The sequence below is a fragment of the Streptomyces sp. NPDC006197 genome (assembly GCF_040613865.1).
Taxonomy (GTDB): Bacteria; Actinomycetota; Actinomycetes; order Streptomycetales; family Streptomycetaceae; genus Streptomyces.
Window position 1 is genome coordinate 25,728 of sequence record NZ_JBEXSZ010000004.1, and the last position, 14,936, is coordinate 40,663.

Genomic DNA, 14,936 nt, shown 5'->3' on the forward strand with positions numbered 1-14,936 from the left:
GGGTTCCCCTCGTATGAACCGCCAAAAAAGGACTTTCTGAACCTCCGAAGAGGAACCCCATGAGCTCGACGGCCACCGCCAAGGCCACGCCCCCGGAGACCCCCGAAAAGCCCGTCTCCGGCCTCGACCGCTACTTCCGGATCTCCGAGCGGGGCTCCACCGTCGCCCGCGAGGTCCGCGGCGGCTTCGCCACCTTCTTCGCGATGGCCTACATCATCGTGCTGAACCCGATCATCCTCGGCAGCGCCAAGGACATGTACGGGCACCAGCTCGACGGCGGCCAGCTCGTCACCGCCACCGTCCTCACGGCGGCGTTCACGACCCTCCTCATGGGCGTCATCGGCAACGTCCCGATCGCCCTCGCCGCCGGCCTCGGCGTCAACACGGTCGTCGCGCTCCAGCTCGCGCCCAAGATGTCCTGGCCGGACGCCATGGGCATGGTCGTCCTCGCCGGCATCGTCGTGATGCTGCTCGTCGCGACCGGCCTGCGCGAGCGCGTCATGAACGCCGTCCCGGTCGGCCTGCGCAAGGGCATCGCGATCGGCATCGGCCTCTTCATCATGCTGATCGGCCTCGTCGACTCGGGCTTCGTCTCCCGCATCCCCGACGCCGCCCACACCACCGTCCCGCTCCAGCTCGGCGGCGGCGGTCACCTCACCGGCTGGCCGGTCCTCGTCTTCATCCTGGGCACGCTGCTCACCCTCGCCCTGATCATCCGCAAGGTGCCGGGCGCGATCCTGATCTCGATCGTCGTGATGACGCTCGTGGCCATGGTGATCAACGCGGTCGCCACCGTCCCCTCCTGGGGTCTGACCACCCCGCAGTGGCCCGGCAACCCCGTCGCCTCGCCCGACTTCGGCCTGGTCGGCAAGGTCAGCCTCTTCGGCGGCTTCGACAAGGTCGGCGTCCTGACCGGCGTCCTCTTCGTCTTCACCGTCCTGCTGTCCTGCTTCTTCGACGCGATGGGCACGATCCTCGGCGTCGGCGACGAGGCCAAGCTGATCGACAAGGACGGCAACTTCCCCGGCATCAACAAGGTCCTGCTCGTCGACGGCCTGGCCGTCGCCTCCGGCGGCGCGACCTCCTCCTCGGCCACCACCTGCTTCGTGGAGTCCACCGCCGGTGTCGGCGAGGGGGCCAGGACCGGTCTCGCGTCCGTCGTGACCGGCGGTCTGTTCTCGGTGGCGCTGTTCCTCACGCCGCTCGCCACGATGGTCCCGTCGCAGGCGGCGACCCCCGCGCTGCTCGCGGTGGGCTTCCTGATCCTGGCCGGGTCGATCAAGGACATCGACTGGAGCGACTTCACCATCGCGGTGCCGGCGTTCCTGGCCATGGTGATGATGCCGTTCACGTACTCGATCACGAACGGCATCGGCATCGGCTTCGTCGCGTTCAGCGTGCTGCGGCTCGCGGCCGGCCGGGGCCGCGAGGTCCCGGTGGCCATGTACGCCGTGTCGGCGGTCTTCGTCTTCTACTACGCGATGCCGGCACTCGGCCTCACGTGATCACCGGTTCCGGCTCCGGGTGAGCCGTAGAACTTCTCCGTCTCGTCGACCGCGGTCTTGAACCGCTCGTCGAAATCCTCGCGAATGAGCGTCCGGGCCACGTAGTCCTGGACGCTCATTCCTCTTTTCGCGGCGTGACTTCTGAGCCGGTCGAGCAGCTCACCGTCGATGCGCAGGCTGAGCACTGTCGATCCCATGTCGTTCAGGGTCGGGGCAGCCGGGGCTCCTTTGCGTCACTTTCTGGATCTGACTCACTCATTTGGGTGATACATGGATGCCGAAGCGTGATCTGGCGTGTGCTGTGCTGCCACTTCCGGGCCTCGCGGGTGTGATGCGTGCGACGTCGGGGCACTCCCGTTGGTATTTAGACAGAGTAATGAGTTAGCCTAATGAACATGCCTGACCTGTCCCACGGCACCGCCGACGACGCCGCGGCCGTGAACGCGCTCCGCTCCTCCGTCATGCGACTGGGCCGACGCCTCAAGCACCAGCGCGTCGACGAGTCGCTGAGCCCCACCGAGATGTCGGTGCTCGGCACCCTGTCGCTCTGCGGCTCCGCCACCCCCGGTGAGCTGGCCCGCAAGGAGCACGTCCAGCCGCCGTCGATGACCCGCATCGTCGCGCTGCTCGAAGCCAAGGGACTGGTCCGGCTCGAGCCGCACCCCGACGACCGCCGGCAGAAGGTGGTCAGCCAGACCGAGCAGGCCGAAGCCATGCTCGAGGAGTCCCGCCGCAAGCGGAACGCCTGGCTGGCCTCCCTCGCCGAGGGTCTGGACGAGGACGAGTGGGCCAAGCTGCGCGCGGCCGCCCCGGTCCTGGAGAAGCTCGCCCACCTGTAACCGAGGCGCCAAGGAGGCGACGCACTTTGAGTACGGGACCCGGAGCAGACTCCGCACCCGTCCATAAACCCACCCTCGACACCCGCGGGCGGGGAGGAAGACTCTTCGGAGACACCTTCTCCTCGCTCGGGATCCGGAACTACCGGCTGTTCTTCACCGGAGCGATCGTCTCCAACACCGGTACGTGGATGGCCCGGATCACCCAGGACTGGCTGGTCCTGAGCCTCACCGGCTCGGCCGCCGCCGTCGGCATCACGACGGCCCTCCAGTTCCTGCCGATGCTGCTCTTCGGGCTGTACGGCGGTGTCATCGCCGACCGCTACCCGAAGCGGCGCCTGCTCCTCGTCAGCCAGGCCGCCCTCGGGCTGTGCGGGCTCGCGCTCGCCGCCCTCACCCTCTCCGGCCACATCCAGGTCTGGCACGTCTACCTGATCGCCTTCCTGCTCGGCATGGTGACCGTCGTCGACAACCCCGCCCGGCAGACCTTCGTCTCCGAGATGGTCGGCCCCGGACAGCTCCGCAACGCCGTCTCCCTGAACTCGGCGAACTTCCAGTCCGCCCGGCTCATCGGGCCCGCCGTCGCCGGTGTCCTCATCGCCGGGATCGGCAGTGGATGGGCCTTCCTGCTGAACGGCCTGTCCTTCCTCGCCCCGCTGGTCAGCCTCCTGCTCATGCGGACGAGCGAGCTCCACAAGGTGGAGCGCGCCCCGCGCGGCAAGGGACAGCTGAGAGAGGGGCTGCGGTACGTGGCCGGGCGGCCCGATCTGATCTGGCCGATCGTCCTGGTCGGCTTCGTCGGGACCTTCGGGTTCAACTTCCCGATCTGGCTCACCGCCTTCTCCGGCGACGTCTTCCACGTCGGCGCCGGATCGTACGGCTTCCTCAACACCCTGATGGCGGCCGGCTCCCTCGTGGGCGCCCTCGCCGCGGCCCGCCGCGGCTCGACCCGGCTGCGGATGCTGGTCGTCGCGGCGGGCGTCTTCGGCGTCCTGGAGATCGCGGCGGCCCTGTCGCCCGCGTTCTGGCTGTTCGCGCTGCTGCTCGTGCCGATCGGCCTGCTCGGCCTCACGGTGAACATCACCGCGAACTCGGCCGTCCAGATGGCCACCGACCCCGCCATGCGGGGACGGGTCCTGAGCCTCTACATGATGGTCTTCGCCGGCGGCACGCCGATCGGGGCCCCGCTGCTCGGCTGGGTCACCGACACGTACGGCGCCCGCGTCGGCTTCGCCACGGGCGGCGCGATCTCGCTCGCCGCGGCGGTCCTCGTGGGGCTGGTCCTGGCCCGGGTCGGCGGCCTCAAGGTCGCGATGGGCTGGCACCGGGGTCACCCGCAGGTGCGGTTCGTTTCGCGGGAGCGGCTGGCGACGGCTGCGTAGCCCTTGGGCGGGCGGCGGCCTCGGTTCGGGTGCGGCTTCGGTTCGGGTGGGGCTTCGGTTCGGGTGGGGCGCCCCGACCGGGGCCGGGGCCTCCGCGGGGGAGGTGGTGTCCGGACTGCGTCTCACCGCGCTTCGCGCGAGTTCAAGACGCTCTTACGTCCGGACACCACCTCCCCCGCTCCGGCCCCGTCCCCTCCCGTCGTCGTCAGACCCGCCGTTCCAGGACCTGGCCCGGCCAGTCGCCGACCTCGAACGTTGTGGTGCGGGTGAAGCCCTGGCCCTCGTAGTACTCGACCAGGCGGCCCTCGCTGCCTGCGAAGCAGTCCACGCGGAGGAGCGATACTCCTCGGCGCCGGGTTTCGTCCGTCGCGTGAGCCAGGAGTGCCGCTCCTACCCCGTGGCCGTGGAAGTTCGCGTCCGTCGCCAGGAGGCGTACGTACACCTCCGGCTCGTCGGCCGGTTCGATGTACTGGCCGGGGTGCGGCGTCAGCGTCATCGTGCCCGCCGGGACGCCGTCGATCTCCACGATCCACGGGTCGCCCTCGGACATCGTCCGCGCGACCTGTTCCACGGCCTTGGGGCGCTCGGAGAACGACTCCGTCCCCCACTGGGCGGTGATCCCCTTGCCGTTGAGCCAGACCACGGCGCTGTCGAGTATCGCGAGTACCGCGGGGAGGTCCTCCGCCCCGCCCTTCCGGATCTTCATGCCGGAGAGGCTAGTCGTACGACATGGCCACCGGCGCCGCACCCTCGACGTGACGCGGACGGCGCAGGGCGCGGCGTACTTCTACGCCGGTACGGGGCTGGCCGGGGGGCCGTACCGGCAGGTTTCCTGACGCGGCCGCCGGCCCTGTCTCCTGCCAGACTTCCCCCATGAGGCTTTTCGCCGCCGTCGTGCCCCCGTCGGCGCAGCTGGACGAGCTCGGGCGGGTCGTCGACCGGCTGCGCCGGCTGCCCGGTGCGGACGGGCTCCGCTGGACCCCGCGGCCGGGGTGGCACTTCACCCTGGCCTTCATGGGGGAGGTCGACGAGGAGCTGCTGCCCGAGCTGCGGGCGCGGCTCGCGCGGGCCGCGCACCGGACGCCGCCGTTCCCGCTGCGGCTGCACGGCGGCGGGCACTTCGGGCGGCGGGCGCTGTGGGCCGGTGCCGCCGGGGACCTGGACGAGCTGCGGCTGCTCGCCGAGCGCGCCGACGCGGCCGCCCGCCGCGCCGGGGTCCCGATGGAGGAGCACCGCCGCTACCAGGCCCATCTGACGGTCGCCCGGGCGCGCGCGGAAGGGGCGGGCCTGCGTCCCTTCCTCGACGAGCTCGCCGGGTTCGAGGGCAGCCGCTGGCAGGTCGGCGAGCTGGTCCTGGTTCGGTCGAACCTGCCGGTGAGCGGGGTGCCGGGGGAGCAGCCCCGGTACGAGACGGTGGACCGCCGGCCCCTGGCCGGGGGAGGGGGCGGGGAGGGAGCGGGTTAACCTCGACGGGTGGATCCGAAGACTCGAAACCTGATCATGGCCGGCGCTCTCGTCCTGATGTTCGCGATCATCGCGGTGTCGTCGCTGGTCGGGAAGTGAAGCGGTAGGCCCTTGCTTCGAGTGCGCTCGAAGCAGTTGGCTTGACGACCATGGAGTACACGCAGCTCGGACGCACCGGACTCAAGGTCAGCCGACTCGTCCTCGGGACGATGAACTTCGGACCGCAGACGGACGAAGCCACCAGTCACGCCATCATGGACACCGCCCTCGACGCGGGGCTCAACTTCTTCGACACCGCGAACGTCTACGGGTGGGCGGAGAACAAGGGGCGGACGGAGTCGATCATCGGCTCCTGGTTCGCCAAGGGCGACGGCCGCCGTGACCGTACGGTCCTCGCCACCAAGGTCTACGGGAACATGGGCCCCGACGGCGAGGCCTGGCCCAACCACGACAAGCTCTCGGCGCTCAACATCCGCCGGGCCGTGGAGGCCAGTCTCAAGCGGCTCGGGACCGACTACATCGACGTCTACCAGTTCCACCACGTCGACCGCGCGACTCCCTTCGAGGAGATCTGGCAGGCCGTCGACGTGCTGATCCAGCAGGGCAAGGTGCTGTACGCGGGCTCCTCGAACTTCCCCGGGTACAAGATCGCCCAGGCCAACGAGACGGCCGCCCGGCGGGGCTCGGTCGGGCTCGTCAGCGAGCAGTGCCTCTACAACCTCTTCGAGCGGCGCGCCGAGATGGAGGTGATCCCGGCCGCGCAGGAGTACGGCCTCGGGGTCATCCCCTGGTCGCCGCTGCACGGCGGTCTGCTCGGCGGGGTCCTGAAGAAGGAGACCGAGGGCAAGCGGCGTACGGAGGGGCGCGCGGCGGCCACGCTGGCCGACCCGGTGGTGCGGGCGCAGCTCCAGGCGTACGAGGACCTGCTCGACAAGCACGGCCTCGCGCCCGGTGAGGCGGCCCTCGCGTGGCTGCTCACGCGCCCGGGCGTGACGGGTCCGATCGTCGGCCCGCGCACACCCGAGCAGCTGGCGGGCGCGCTGCGCGCCCTGGAGGTGGAGCTGAGCGAGGAGGTCCTCGCCGGACTCGACGAGATCTTCCCGGGCCCCGGGCCCTCCCCGGAGGCCTTCGCCTGGTGATCCCGTAGGGGTCAGGGGGCGCCCAGCCAGCTCGTGGCGTCCAGGCGGAACGCCGTCTCGGCGGGGACGACGTTCCGCAGGGCCGCCTCCATGTCCCGGACGCGGTCCGCGCCGAGGGCGGCGGCCCACTCCGCGCGCAGGTCGTCGAAGATCGCGGCGGAGCGGGCGAGGGCGTCGTACCCGCGCGGGGTGAGCCGGACGAGCTTGCGGCGCGCGTCGGCGGGGTCGTCGGCGCGTTCCGCGTAGCCGGCGGCGAGCAGGCGGTCGACGGTCTTGCCGGCGGCCTGCTTGGAGACGCCGAGGCGGCGCCCGATGTCGCTGGCGGTGGCGCCGTGGACCCCGATGGCCTGCATGGCGAAGCCGTGGGCGGGGCGCATGTCGGGGTGGCCCTCGTCGGCGAGGCGGGCGTGCAGCCGGTCGATGAGGGTGCGGAAGCCGCCGAAGAGGAGCAGGGGGAGCTCGTACCCCGGGGTGTCGCGCACGGGCGCTTCCACGGGACCCCCCTTGCCCTTATCGACAACCTGGTTTACGTTTTCTCCAGCGACATGGTCAACCATGTTGTCCATTCTAGTCAGGGGGAACCGCCTTGTCCGCACCGCTCGACATGTCCGCCCGCACCGCCGCCGCCGTCGCCCTCCTCAAGGAGTCCCCGGAGACCCTCGACGGCTTCCTCAAGCTCAGCGCGATCTTCGAGTCCACCACCCTCGACCCGCACTCCCGCGAGACGGTCATCCTGACCGTCGCCGAACGCAACCAGTGCCACCTCTGCGTGGACATGCACGAGGCGAAGATGGCCGCCCTCGGACCGGCCCCCGACGCCGAACGCCTCGCCGCCGTCCGGACGTTCACCCTCCGGGCCCTCGCCTCCTCCGGCGCGGTGAGCGACGAGGACCTCGCCGCCTTCGAGAAGGCCGGCTACACCCGCCGCAACGCCCTGGAGGTCGTCCTCGGCATCGGCACGTACACGGTGTCGACCTTCGCCAACCGCCTCACCCGCGCCGCCTGACCCCTCAGGAGCCGTACGGGCCGCCCAGACCCCACGCCTGGTGCATCGCGTCGGCGAAGGCGGCCGCCAGCTTGCGCTCGCCGCTCGGGCCGGGGTGGGTGCCGTCGTACGTGTCGGCCCCGAGGTCGTACGACTCCGGAACCGTCGCGAGCAGCAGCGGCGAGGCGGCCGTGTCCAGGTCGGCGACCGCCTTCGCGAGGAGCTCGTTGAAGCGGGCGCACTCGGCGGCGAACGGCGCGTCGTACCCGGCGCGGACGTTGGGGATGACCGGCAGGAGGACGGCCCGGACACGCGGGTTCGCGGCCCGCGCCGCCGCCACGAACGCCCGGACGTTCTCCTCCGTCTGGTCGCTGTTCGTGTAGAAGCCCAGGTCGATCAGGCCCAGGGAGATCAGCAGCACGTCCGCCCCCATGGCCGCGACCGTCTCGCCGATCACGGGCGCCATGTGCAGCCAGCCCTCGCCCCAGCCCGCCAGATGACGCCGGGCGTCAGCGGGGAACGCGGGATCGGGATACGCCTCCGACGACGGGGCGTCGGCGGCGGGGTCGTACAGACCGGAGCGCGGCCCGACGATCTCGTACCCGCCGGGGAGCGTCGCCTCCAGGTGCTCCCACATGCGGTAACGCCAGGTCCAGTCGCCGGCGCGTCCGATGGTCATGCTGTCGCCGACGAACAGAAAACGCATGGTCATATCATCGCGGACCGTGTCCTGGACCTGCGACGTGATCCGGGACACGGGATGTTGGATCCGGGACGTTGGATCCGGGATACAAGATCCGGGATGTTGGATCCGGGATACAAGATCCGGGATGTTGGATCCGGGATACAAGATCCGGGATGTTGGATCCGGCGGATTGGATCCTGGATGTTGGATCCGGCGGATTGGATCCTGGATCCGGGATTCTCCTGGATATTGGATCCCGGATCCTGAATCCAGGCGCCTACCCCAGGAAGCCGTCGAGGGTCCCCGCGACCCACTCCGCGTCGTCGTGCCACGGGAAGTGCCCCGCCCCCGCCAGGACCGCGAGCTCCGCCTTCGGGAACAGCTCCGCGTACGCGGCGGCCGTCGGCACCGGGGTGTTCGCGTCCCCCTCCCCGGCCACGACGAGCACCGGACGGCCGAACTCCGCGAACACCGCACGCGTGGCCTCCGGTTCGAAGGCGCCCTCGCTCGCGTAGACCCCCGCGGCCTCCCCGTTCCGCTGCCGCACCATGGCCGCGTTCCGCTCCCGCGCCGCCTCGTCCCACGTCCCGTGGAAGAACGGCGCGACCGCCTTGAACGTCTCCGCCGAACCCCGGCCCGCCGCCAGCTCCTCCAGGGCCGCGTACGCCGGACCGAACCACGGCTCCTCCTCGCGCCAGGGCTGCCGCGCCGCCGCGAGCCGCTCCTCCCCGCCCGTGTCGAGCCCGACGGCCGCCGTGCCCGGCGTGAGGAGGACGAGCCGGGCCACCCGCTGCGGGTACCGGGCCGTGTACAGCGCCGCCAGGTTCGCGCCCGCCGAGTGCCCGAGGAGGTCGATCGTGTCGAGCCCGAGGTGCGCGCGCAGCGCCTCGATGTCCTCGACCTGCCGGTCGCAGCGGTACGAGGCCGGGTCCTCCGGCACCGCCGAGGCGCCGGTGCCCCGCAGGTCGAGCCGGATCAGGGTGCGGTGGGCGTCGAGCCCGCCGAGGTCGCCCAGATAGGCGGAGTCCTGCATCGGGCCGCCGGGCAGACAGACCAGCGGGGCGCCGGAACCGGACGCGTGGTACGCGAGCAGGGTGCCGTCGGGAGCGGGGAAAGTAGGCATGGGTGCGACCGTGGCAGTGGCTCCGATGCTGGTCAAGCCGGTTTCCGTGCCGTCATGGCACGCTTGGTCCCATGCGATCTGCTCTGTGCGCCCTCGGCGCGGCCGCCGCCCTCGCGCTGCTCCCGGCCGGCCATGCCCGTGCCCAAGGGCAGGAACCCGACCGGGACTTCACGATCGAGGACGCCCGGATCACCGAGTCCAGCGGCCTCGCCGCGAGCCGGGCCCATCCCGGGATCTACTGGACGCACAACGACCAGGACGCGCCCCTGGTCTACGGCATCGACTCCCGTACGGGAAAGACCGTCGCCACCCTCACCATGGCCGGCGTCGGCACCCCCCGCGACATGGAGGCGATCGCCGTCGGCCCGGACGGCGACATCTACGTCGGCGACATCGGCGACAACCTCGACGGCTCCTGGGACCACGTCTGGATCTACCGCTTCCCCGAGCCGAAGACCCTGGGGGACCAGACCGTCCGGGCGAAGCAGTACGTCGTGAAGTACGCCGACGGGGCCCGCAACGCCGAGGCCCTGATGGTCCATCCGAAGACGGGCCGGGTGTACATCGCGAGCAAGAACGAGGACGGCGGCGGCCTGTACGCGGGCCCCGAGCGGCTCTCCCCGTCCGGGACGAACGTCTTCCGGCGCGTCGGCGAGGTGCCCTGGGTGACGGACGGCGCCTTCTCCCCGGACGGCGACCGGCTCGTCCTGCGCGGCTACTTCACGGCCAAGGAGTACGCCTGGAAGGACGGCCGCCTCGGCGACGAGGGCACGGCGGTCGGGGCCCCCTTCCAGGGCCAGGCCGAGTCGGTGACGTACACCCCGGACGGCTCGGCCTTCATGTTCGGCTCCGAGGGCAGGGGCAGCCGGGTGGTGCGCGTCGAGCGGGCGGGCTCGTCCGGGCCCTCGGGCAGCCCCTCGGGCCCGCCGGCCCCGCGGACGCCGGGAGCGCCGAAGTCCCCGACGGCGCAGGGGGAGGGCGGCCAGGGCAGCGCGACCACCGGCTTCCTCGTCCTCGCCGGCGCCACGGTCCTCGTCCTCGGCGCCAAGCGTCTGCTGCGCCGCGGCTGATCAGGGCCGAGACTGGAAGGAGACCGGGGAGACCGAGGCCCGGACCGGCAGGCCGACACGAGACGTGGAGGAACCATGACGGGATTCACGCGCGAGGACACCCCCGTCGCCATGGAAGGCGGCGGCGTGGACTTCCGCAAGCAGGAGGCCGGCGGCGGTCTGAGTGTCTCCTTCATCCACCTCCCCAAGGGCACCGACATGGCACCGGCGCTCAAGGGCCTGGAAGGCGACCTGTGCCAGTGCCCCCACTGGGGGTACCTCCTGAACGGCCGCATCAGGATGCGGACCGCCTCAGGCGAGGAGACCTACGAGGCCGGACAGGCCTACTACTGGGGGCCGGGCCACGCCCCCGAGGCACTGGAGGACACCGATGTCGTGGAGTTCTCGCCGACCGCCGAGTTCGACGCCGTGATCGACCACGTGAAGGCGCAGTCGGGCTGAGCCCGGCCGGGAACGCCGAAGGGCCCGGCGTCGGTCGCGTCCGATGCCGGGCCCTTCGTACGACCAGAGGTCAGAGCTTCTCGATCACGTAGTCGATGCAGGCCGTCAGGGCCCGCACGTCCGCCGGGTCGACCGCCGGGAACATCGCGATCCGCAGCTGGTTGCGGCCCAGCTTGCGGTACGGCTCGGTGTCCACGATGCCGTTGGCGCGCAGCACCTTCGCGACGGCCGCCGCGTCGATCTCGTCCGCGAAGTCGATCGTGCCGATGACCTGCGAGCGCTTCGCCGGGTCGGTGACGAACGGGGTCGCGTGCTTCGACTCCTCGGCCCAGGTGTAGAGGGCGTCCGAGGACTCCTTCGTACGGGCCACCGCCCAGTCCAGACCGCCCTGGCCGTTGATCCACTTCAGCTGCTCGTTGAGCAGGAAGAGGGTCGAAAGGGCAGGGGTGTTGTACGTCTGGTTCTTCAGCGAGTTGTCGATCGCCGTCGGGAGGGAGAAGAACTCGGGGACGTGCCGGCCCGAGCCGTGGATCTTCTGCGCCCGCTCCAGGGCGGCCGGGGAGAAGGCCGCGAGCCACAGGCCGCCCTCGGCGGCGAAGGACTTCTGCGGGGCGAAGTAGTAGACGTCCGTCTCGGTGATGTCGACCGGGAGGCCGCCCGCGCCCGAGGTCGCGTCGACCAGGACGAGCGCGCCCTCGTCGGCGCCCGCGACCCGCTTGATCGGGGCGGCGACACCGGTGGAGGTCTCGTTGTGGGTGTACGCGTAGACGTCGACGCCCGCCTCGGCCACCGGCTCCGGGTGGGTGCCCGGGTCGGAGGAGATCACGGTCGGCTCGGCAAGCCAGGGAGCCAGCTTGGCGGCCTTCGCGAACTTGGAGGAGAACTCGCCGAAGGTGAGGTGCTGCGACTTGTTCTCGATGAGGCCGTGGGTCGCGACGTCCCAGAAGGCGGTGGAGCCGCCGTTGCCCAGGATCACCTCGTAGCCCTCGGGCAGTGAGAAGAGGTCGGAGATGCCGGCACGTACCTCGCCGACCAGGTTCTTGACCGGAGCCTGGCGGTGGGACGTGCCGAGGAGGGAGGTGCCGGTGGCGGCCAGGGCGTCCAGCGCCTCCGTACGCACCTTGGAGGGGCCCGCGCCGAAACGGCCGTCGGCGGGCTTGATGTCAGCGGGAATCTGGATCTCAGCCACGAGGCGGAGAGTATCGGGTCGGAACGGGGCCGGTCGCCGGATGTCCGCCCGATGAGACGAGGACTGAGACATCCTGGGCTTGTGGGAACACACGATCATGACCCGTCCGGACTCGCCGCCGACCTGCGCACCGCCGTCGCCGGAGAGGTCGACTTCTCCGCCACCGCCAGGGCCCTGGCGACGATGGACGCCTCCAACTACCGCCGCGTTCCCGCCGGTACGGTCGCGCCGCGCGACGCCGCCGACGTCGCGGCCGCCCTGGAGGCGTGTCGGGCGCACGGCACCACACCGGTCGTCGCACGGGGTGCCGGGACCTCGATCGGAGGCCAGGCGACCGGCGCCGGCGTCGTGCTCGACCTCACACGGCACATGGGCGGGATCGTCTCGCTGGACCCCGAGGAGCGGACGGCCGTCGTCCGGCCGGGGCTCGTCCTCGACCGGCTGCGGGCCGCGGCCCGCCCGTACGGGCTGACCTTCGGCCCCGACCCGTCCACGCACAGCCGCTGCACCCTCGGCGGCATGATCGGCAACAACGCGTGCGGGGCGCACTCGGTCGCCTGGGGGACCACGGCGGACAACGTGCGCTCGCTCGAAGTGGTGACGTACCGGGGTGAGAAGTTGACATTGGGGAGGGGTGGGCGGGGTGCGCCCGCCGGACTCCTCGACCTCGTCGACCGCCACCTCGCCCTCCTCCGCACCGGCTACCCGGCCGGTCTGCCCCGCCGGATCTCCGGCTACGCCCTCGACGCGCTGCTCCCCGAGCGGGGCGTGGACGTGGCCCGCTCCTTCTGCGGCAGCGAGGGCACGCTCGGGGTGGTGACCGAGGCGACGGTGGCGCTCGTCCCGCTGCCCGCCGAGCCGGTCCTCGTCGTCCTCGGCTACGCGGACGAGAGCGCGGCGGCGGACGCGGCGGCCGGGCTGCTTCCGTACCGGCCCCTGACGGTGGAGGGCATGGCGGCCGATCTCGTACGGGGGGCGAGCGGGCTGCCTCGCGGTGGGGCCTGGCTGTTCTGCGAGGTGGACGGTGCTCAGGCCGCCACGGATCTGGTCCGGGCGGCGGACGCCGTCGACGCGGCCGTGGTGCGGGAGGCGGCCGGGCAGCGGGCGCTGTGGCGGATCCGGGAGGACGCGGCGGGGACGGCGACCCGGATGCCGGGCGGCGGGGACGCCTGGCCGGGCTGGGAGGACTGCGCGGTGCCGCCGGCGCGGCTCGGCGCGTACCTCCGTGAGTTCCGCGCCCTGCTGGCGGACTTCGGCCTCCGGGGAGTCCCGTACGGGCACTTCGGGGACGGGTGCGTGCACGTGCGGATCGACTTCGACCTGTGGACGGGGAAGGGCGTACGGGACTTCCGCCGGTTCTCGGAGGCGGTCGCCGACCTCGTGGTCGCCCACGGCGGCTCGCTCTCCGGCGAGCACGGCGACGGGCAGGCGCGGGCCGAACTGCTGCCGAGGATGTACGGCGAGGAGCTGGTCGGCCTCTTCGGCGCGGTCAAGGACGTGTGGGACCCGGACGGGGGCCTCAACCCGGGGATGCTGGTGCGGCCCCGCCGGCTCGACGAGGGGCTGCGCTTCGAGGGGCTGCCGGTGGTGGGGGTGGGGCGGGCCGCCGCCCGGTGCGTGGGAGTGGCCAGGTGCCGGGTGGACGGGCCGAGCACGGGACCGGGCGTGATGTGCCCCTCGTACCGGGCGACGGGAGAGGAGAAGCACTCCACCCGGGGCCGGGCGCGGCTCCTGCACGAGATGGCGCTCGGCGAGGTGATCACCGACGGCTGGCGCTCGGAGGAGGTCCGGGAGGCGCTGGACCTGTGCCTGTCCTGCAAGGGCTGCCGCAGTGACTGCCCGGTGGGCGTGGACATGGCCGCGTACAAGGCGGAGTTCCTCGACCGGCACTACGCGGGCCCCGGCGGCCTGCTGCGCCGGCCGCGCTCGCACTGGACGATGGGCCGCCTGCCGGGGTGGCTGGCGCACTTCGGGAGGGGGCTGAACGCGGTGACGGGGCTGCCGTTCGCGGCGAGGCTCGCGGGGGTGACGCCGGAGCGGACGATGCCGAGGGTGGCGGAACGGTCCTTCGCGTACTGGTTCGCCCAGCGGGCCTCGACCCGCCCGCCGTCCCTCACCCTGTGGCCGGACACCTTCACGAACCACCTGGCGCCCCGGGTCGGCGAGGCCGCCGTCCGCGTCCTGGAGGACGCGGGCCTGGGGGTGGACCTGCCGCCGGGCCGGGTCTGCTGCGGGCTGACCTACGTGTCGACGGGGCAGCTGGGAGCGGCGCGGAAGGTGATGCGGCGGACGCTGGACGTGATGGGGGAGGGGGAGGGGGACAGTGGTGCTGGTGGTGCTGGTGGTGCTGGTGGTGCTGGTGGTGCTGGTGGTCCCGGTGGTCCCGGTGGTCCCGTCCGCCCCGTCGTCGTCCTCGAACCCTCCTGCGCGGCGACCCTCCGCACCGACCTGCCGGAGCTCCTGCCGGACGACCCGCGCGCGGCGCGGCTGGCGGGGGCGGTCCGCACCTTCGCGGAGGCCCTGGAGGAGCTGGCCCCCGACTGGGCCCCGCCCCGCCTCGACCGGCCGGTCACCGGCCAGAACCACTGCCACCAGCACGCCGTCCTGGGCGACGCGGCGGACCGCCGCCTCCGCTCCCGCGCCGGTCTCACGGGTGACCTGGTGGGCGGCTGCTGCGGCCTGGCGGGCAACTTCGGCTTCGAACCGGGCCACTACGAGGTCTCGGTGGCGTGCGCGGAGGACCAGCTCCTTCCGGCGCTGAGGGCCGCCGCTCCGGATGCGGTGGTCGTGGCGGACGGCTTCTCGTGCAGGACCCAGATCGGGGACCTGACGGACGCGCGGGGGCGGCATCTGGCGGAGGTACTGGCGGAGGGACTGGACGAGGCGCCGGGGGAAGGGGCCGGGAAGCCCCCGAATCCCTTTGACTAGCGCTGACTTGGGGGACGGGCGGTGCGAGGCGAGTCGTAGGTGCCGGGCCGAATCGACAGGCGCGGGGGCCGCGGGAGGAGGGAGGGAGCCGAGGTCTTTCGGGGCTGCTGCGGAGGGGTGGCAGTCGTGCGAGGGCGGGCCGTGGACGGTCTCGCCGCTCAGGGACCTCCTCAGCGGACGGGCTCCTCG

Annotated in this window: 15 protein-coding genes; 9 read left to right on the forward strand and 6 right to left on the reverse strand. The window is 72.0% G+C overall.

Going from position 1 to position 14,936, the window contains the following annotated elements:
• The first annotated feature begins 59 nt into the window (after window positions 1–59).
• Window positions 60–1,505 (forward strand): NCS2 family permease, encoded by a 1,446-nt coding sequence (locus tag ABZ318_RS01825; RefSeq protein WP_356900510.1) that lies wholly within the window; start codon window positions 60–62, stop codon window positions 1,503–1,505.
• Here ABZ318_RS01825 and ABZ318_RS01830 read toward each other — a convergent pair.
• Window positions 1,475–1,702, reverse strand: coding sequence for a hypothetical protein (locus ABZ318_RS01830; protein ID WP_030693585.1), 228 nt, complete (start codon window positions 1,700–1,702; stop codon window positions 1,475–1,477). The genes ABZ318_RS01825 and ABZ318_RS01830 overlap by 31 nt on opposite strands.
• Before the next feature lie 198 nt (window positions 1,703–1,900).
• Here ABZ318_RS01830 and ABZ318_RS01835 point away from each other — a divergent pair, with 198 nt between their 5' ends.
• Both ABZ318_RS01835 and ABZ318_RS01840 read left to right on the forward strand, forming a co-directional pair.
• Entirely contained in the window at window positions 1,901–2,344 is a 444-nt protein-coding gene (locus tag ABZ318_RS01835) for a MarR family transcriptional regulator (RefSeq protein WP_030693586.1), read from the forward strand.
• Between the two features lie 26 nt (window positions 2,345–2,370).
• Window positions 2,371–3,723: an MFS transporter gene (locus ABZ318_RS01840; protein ID WP_356900511.1), complete on the forward strand. Its 1,353-nt coding sequence runs from the start codon at window positions 2,371–2,373 to the stop codon at window positions 3,721–3,723.
• A 205-nt stretch (window positions 3,724–3,928) separates the two neighbouring features.
• Here ABZ318_RS01840 and ABZ318_RS01845 read toward each other — a convergent pair whose 3' ends face one another.
• A complete protein-coding gene (locus tag ABZ318_RS01845; protein ID WP_356900512.1) occupies window positions 3,929–4,429 on the reverse strand; it encodes a GNAT family N-acetyltransferase in 501 nt (166 codons plus the stop codon).
• A gap of 167 nt (window positions 4,430–4,596) precedes the next feature.
• On the opposite strand from ABZ318_RS01845, the gene thpR reads away from it, so the two are divergent.
• Together thpR and ABZ318_RS01855 are read left to right on the forward strand one after the other, a co-directional pair.
• Window positions 4,597–5,187 carry an RNA 2',3'-cyclic phosphodiesterase gene (gene thpR, locus ABZ318_RS01850; RefSeq protein WP_356900513.1) on the forward strand — a complete coding sequence of 197 codons (591 nt, stop codon included), beginning with the start codon at window positions 4,597–4,599 and terminating at the stop codon, window positions 5,185–5,187.
• Between the two features lie 149 nt (window positions 5,188–5,336).
• On the forward strand, window positions 5,337–6,326 hold the full coding sequence (locus tag ABZ318_RS01855; RefSeq protein ID WP_356900596.1) for an aldo/keto reductase: 990 nt from the start codon (window positions 5,337–5,339) through the stop codon (window positions 6,324–6,326).
• An 11-nt stretch (window positions 6,327–6,337) separates the two neighbouring features.
• On the opposite strand, the gene ABZ318_RS01860 is transcribed toward ABZ318_RS01855, so the two are convergent.
• Entirely contained in the window at window positions 6,338–6,892 is a 555-nt protein-coding gene (locus tag ABZ318_RS01860; RefSeq protein ID WP_356900514.1) for a MarR family winged helix-turn-helix transcriptional regulator, read from the reverse strand.
• A gap of 38 nt (window positions 6,893–6,930) precedes the next feature.
• Between ABZ318_RS01860 and ABZ318_RS01865 the strand changes: the two genes are divergently transcribed.
• Window positions 6,931–7,332, forward strand: a complete 402-nt coding sequence (locus ABZ318_RS01865) for a carboxymuconolactone decarboxylase (protein ID WP_356900597.1) — start codon at window positions 6,931–6,933, stop codon at window positions 7,330–7,332.
• A gap of 4 nt (window positions 7,333–7,336) precedes the next feature.
• On the opposite strand, the gene ABZ318_RS01870 is transcribed toward ABZ318_RS01865, so the two are convergent.
• Both ABZ318_RS01870 and ABZ318_RS01875 read right to left on the reverse strand, forming a co-directional pair.
• Window positions 7,337–8,017 (reverse strand): GDSL-type esterase/lipase family protein, encoded by a 681-nt coding sequence (locus tag ABZ318_RS01870; protein WP_356900515.1) that lies wholly within the window; start codon window positions 8,015–8,017, stop codon window positions 7,337–7,339.
• Between the two features lie 256 nt (window positions 8,018–8,273).
• Window positions 8,274–9,119: an alpha/beta hydrolase gene (locus ABZ318_RS01875; protein WP_356900516.1), complete on the reverse strand. Its 846-nt coding sequence runs from the start codon at window positions 9,117–9,119 to the stop codon at window positions 8,274–8,276.
• Window positions 9,120–9,190: 71 nt separating this feature from the next.
• Between ABZ318_RS01875 and ABZ318_RS01880 the strand changes: the two genes are divergently transcribed.
• Both ABZ318_RS01880 and ABZ318_RS01885 read left to right on the forward strand, forming a co-directional pair.
• Window positions 9,191–10,189 (forward strand): WD40 repeat domain-containing protein, encoded by a 999-nt coding sequence (locus ABZ318_RS01880; RefSeq protein ID WP_356900517.1) that lies wholly within the window; start codon window positions 9,191–9,193, stop codon window positions 10,187–10,189.
• A gap of 75 nt (window positions 10,190–10,264) precedes the next feature.
• Window positions 10,265–10,630: a hypothetical protein gene (locus ABZ318_RS01885; protein WP_356900518.1), complete on the forward strand. Its 366-nt coding sequence runs from the start codon at window positions 10,265–10,267 to the stop codon at window positions 10,628–10,630.
• Between the two features lie 70 nt (window positions 10,631–10,700).
• Here ABZ318_RS01885 and serC read toward each other — a convergent pair whose 3' ends face one another.
• Window positions 10,701–11,819, reverse strand: a complete 1,119-nt coding sequence (gene serC / locus ABZ318_RS01890; protein WP_356900519.1) for a phosphoserine transaminase — start codon at window positions 11,817–11,819, stop codon at window positions 10,701–10,703.
• Between the two features lie 51 nt (window positions 11,820–11,870).
• Here serC and ABZ318_RS01895 point away from each other — a divergent pair, with 51 nt between their 5' ends.
• Window positions 11,871–14,747, forward strand: a complete 2,877-nt coding sequence (locus ABZ318_RS01895; protein ID WP_356900520.1) for an FAD-binding and (Fe-S)-binding domain-containing protein — start codon at window positions 11,871–11,873, stop codon at window positions 14,745–14,747.
• Window positions 14,748–14,936 lie beyond the last annotated feature (189 nt).

Coding starts and splice junctions, on each gene's coding strand:
- ABZ318_RS01825 (WP_356900510.1), top strand. CDS start 60: ATGAGCTCGACGGCCACCGCCAAGGCCACGCCCCCGGAGACCCCCGAA.
- ABZ318_RS01830 (WP_030693585.1), bottom strand. CDS start 1,702: ATGGGATCGACAGTGCTCAGCCTGCGCATCGACGGTGAGCTGCTCGAC.
- ABZ318_RS01835 (WP_030693586.1), top strand. CDS start 1,901: ATGCCTGACCTGTCCCACGGCACCGCCGACGACGCCGCGGCCGTGAAC.
- ABZ318_RS01845 (WP_356900512.1), bottom strand. CDS start 4,429: ATGAAGATCCGGAAGGGCGGGGCGGAGGACCTCCCCGCGGTACTCGCG.
- thpR (WP_356900513.1), top strand. CDS start 4,597: ATGAGGCTTTTCGCCGCCGTCGTGCCCCCGTCGGCGCAGCTGGACGAG.
- ABZ318_RS01855 (WP_356900596.1), top strand. CDS start 5,337: ATGGAGTACACGCAGCTCGGACGCACCGGACTCAAGGTCAGCCGACTC.
- ABZ318_RS01860 (WP_356900514.1), bottom strand. CDS start 6,892: ATGGACAACATGGTTGACCATGTCGCTGGAGAAAACGTAAACCAGGTT.
- ABZ318_RS01865 (WP_356900597.1), top strand. CDS start 6,931: ATGTCCGCCCGCACCGCCGCCGCCGTCGCCCTCCTCAAGGAGTCCCCG.
- ABZ318_RS01870 (WP_356900515.1), bottom strand. CDS start 8,017: ATGCGTTTTCTGTTCGTCGGCGACAGCATGACCATCGGACGCGCCGGC.
- ABZ318_RS01875 (WP_356900516.1), bottom strand. CDS start 9,119: ATGCCTACTTTCCCCGCTCCCGACGGCACCCTGCTCGCGTACCACGCG.
- ABZ318_RS01880 (WP_356900517.1), top strand. CDS start 9,191: ATGCGATCTGCTCTGTGCGCCCTCGGCGCGGCCGCCGCCCTCGCGCTG.
- ABZ318_RS01885 (WP_356900518.1), top strand. CDS start 10,265: ATGACGGGATTCACGCGCGAGGACACCCCCGTCGCCATGGAAGGCGGC.
- ABZ318_RS01895 (WP_356900520.1), top strand. CDS start 11,871: ATGAGACGAGGACTGAGACATCCTGGGCTTGTGGGAACACACGATCAT.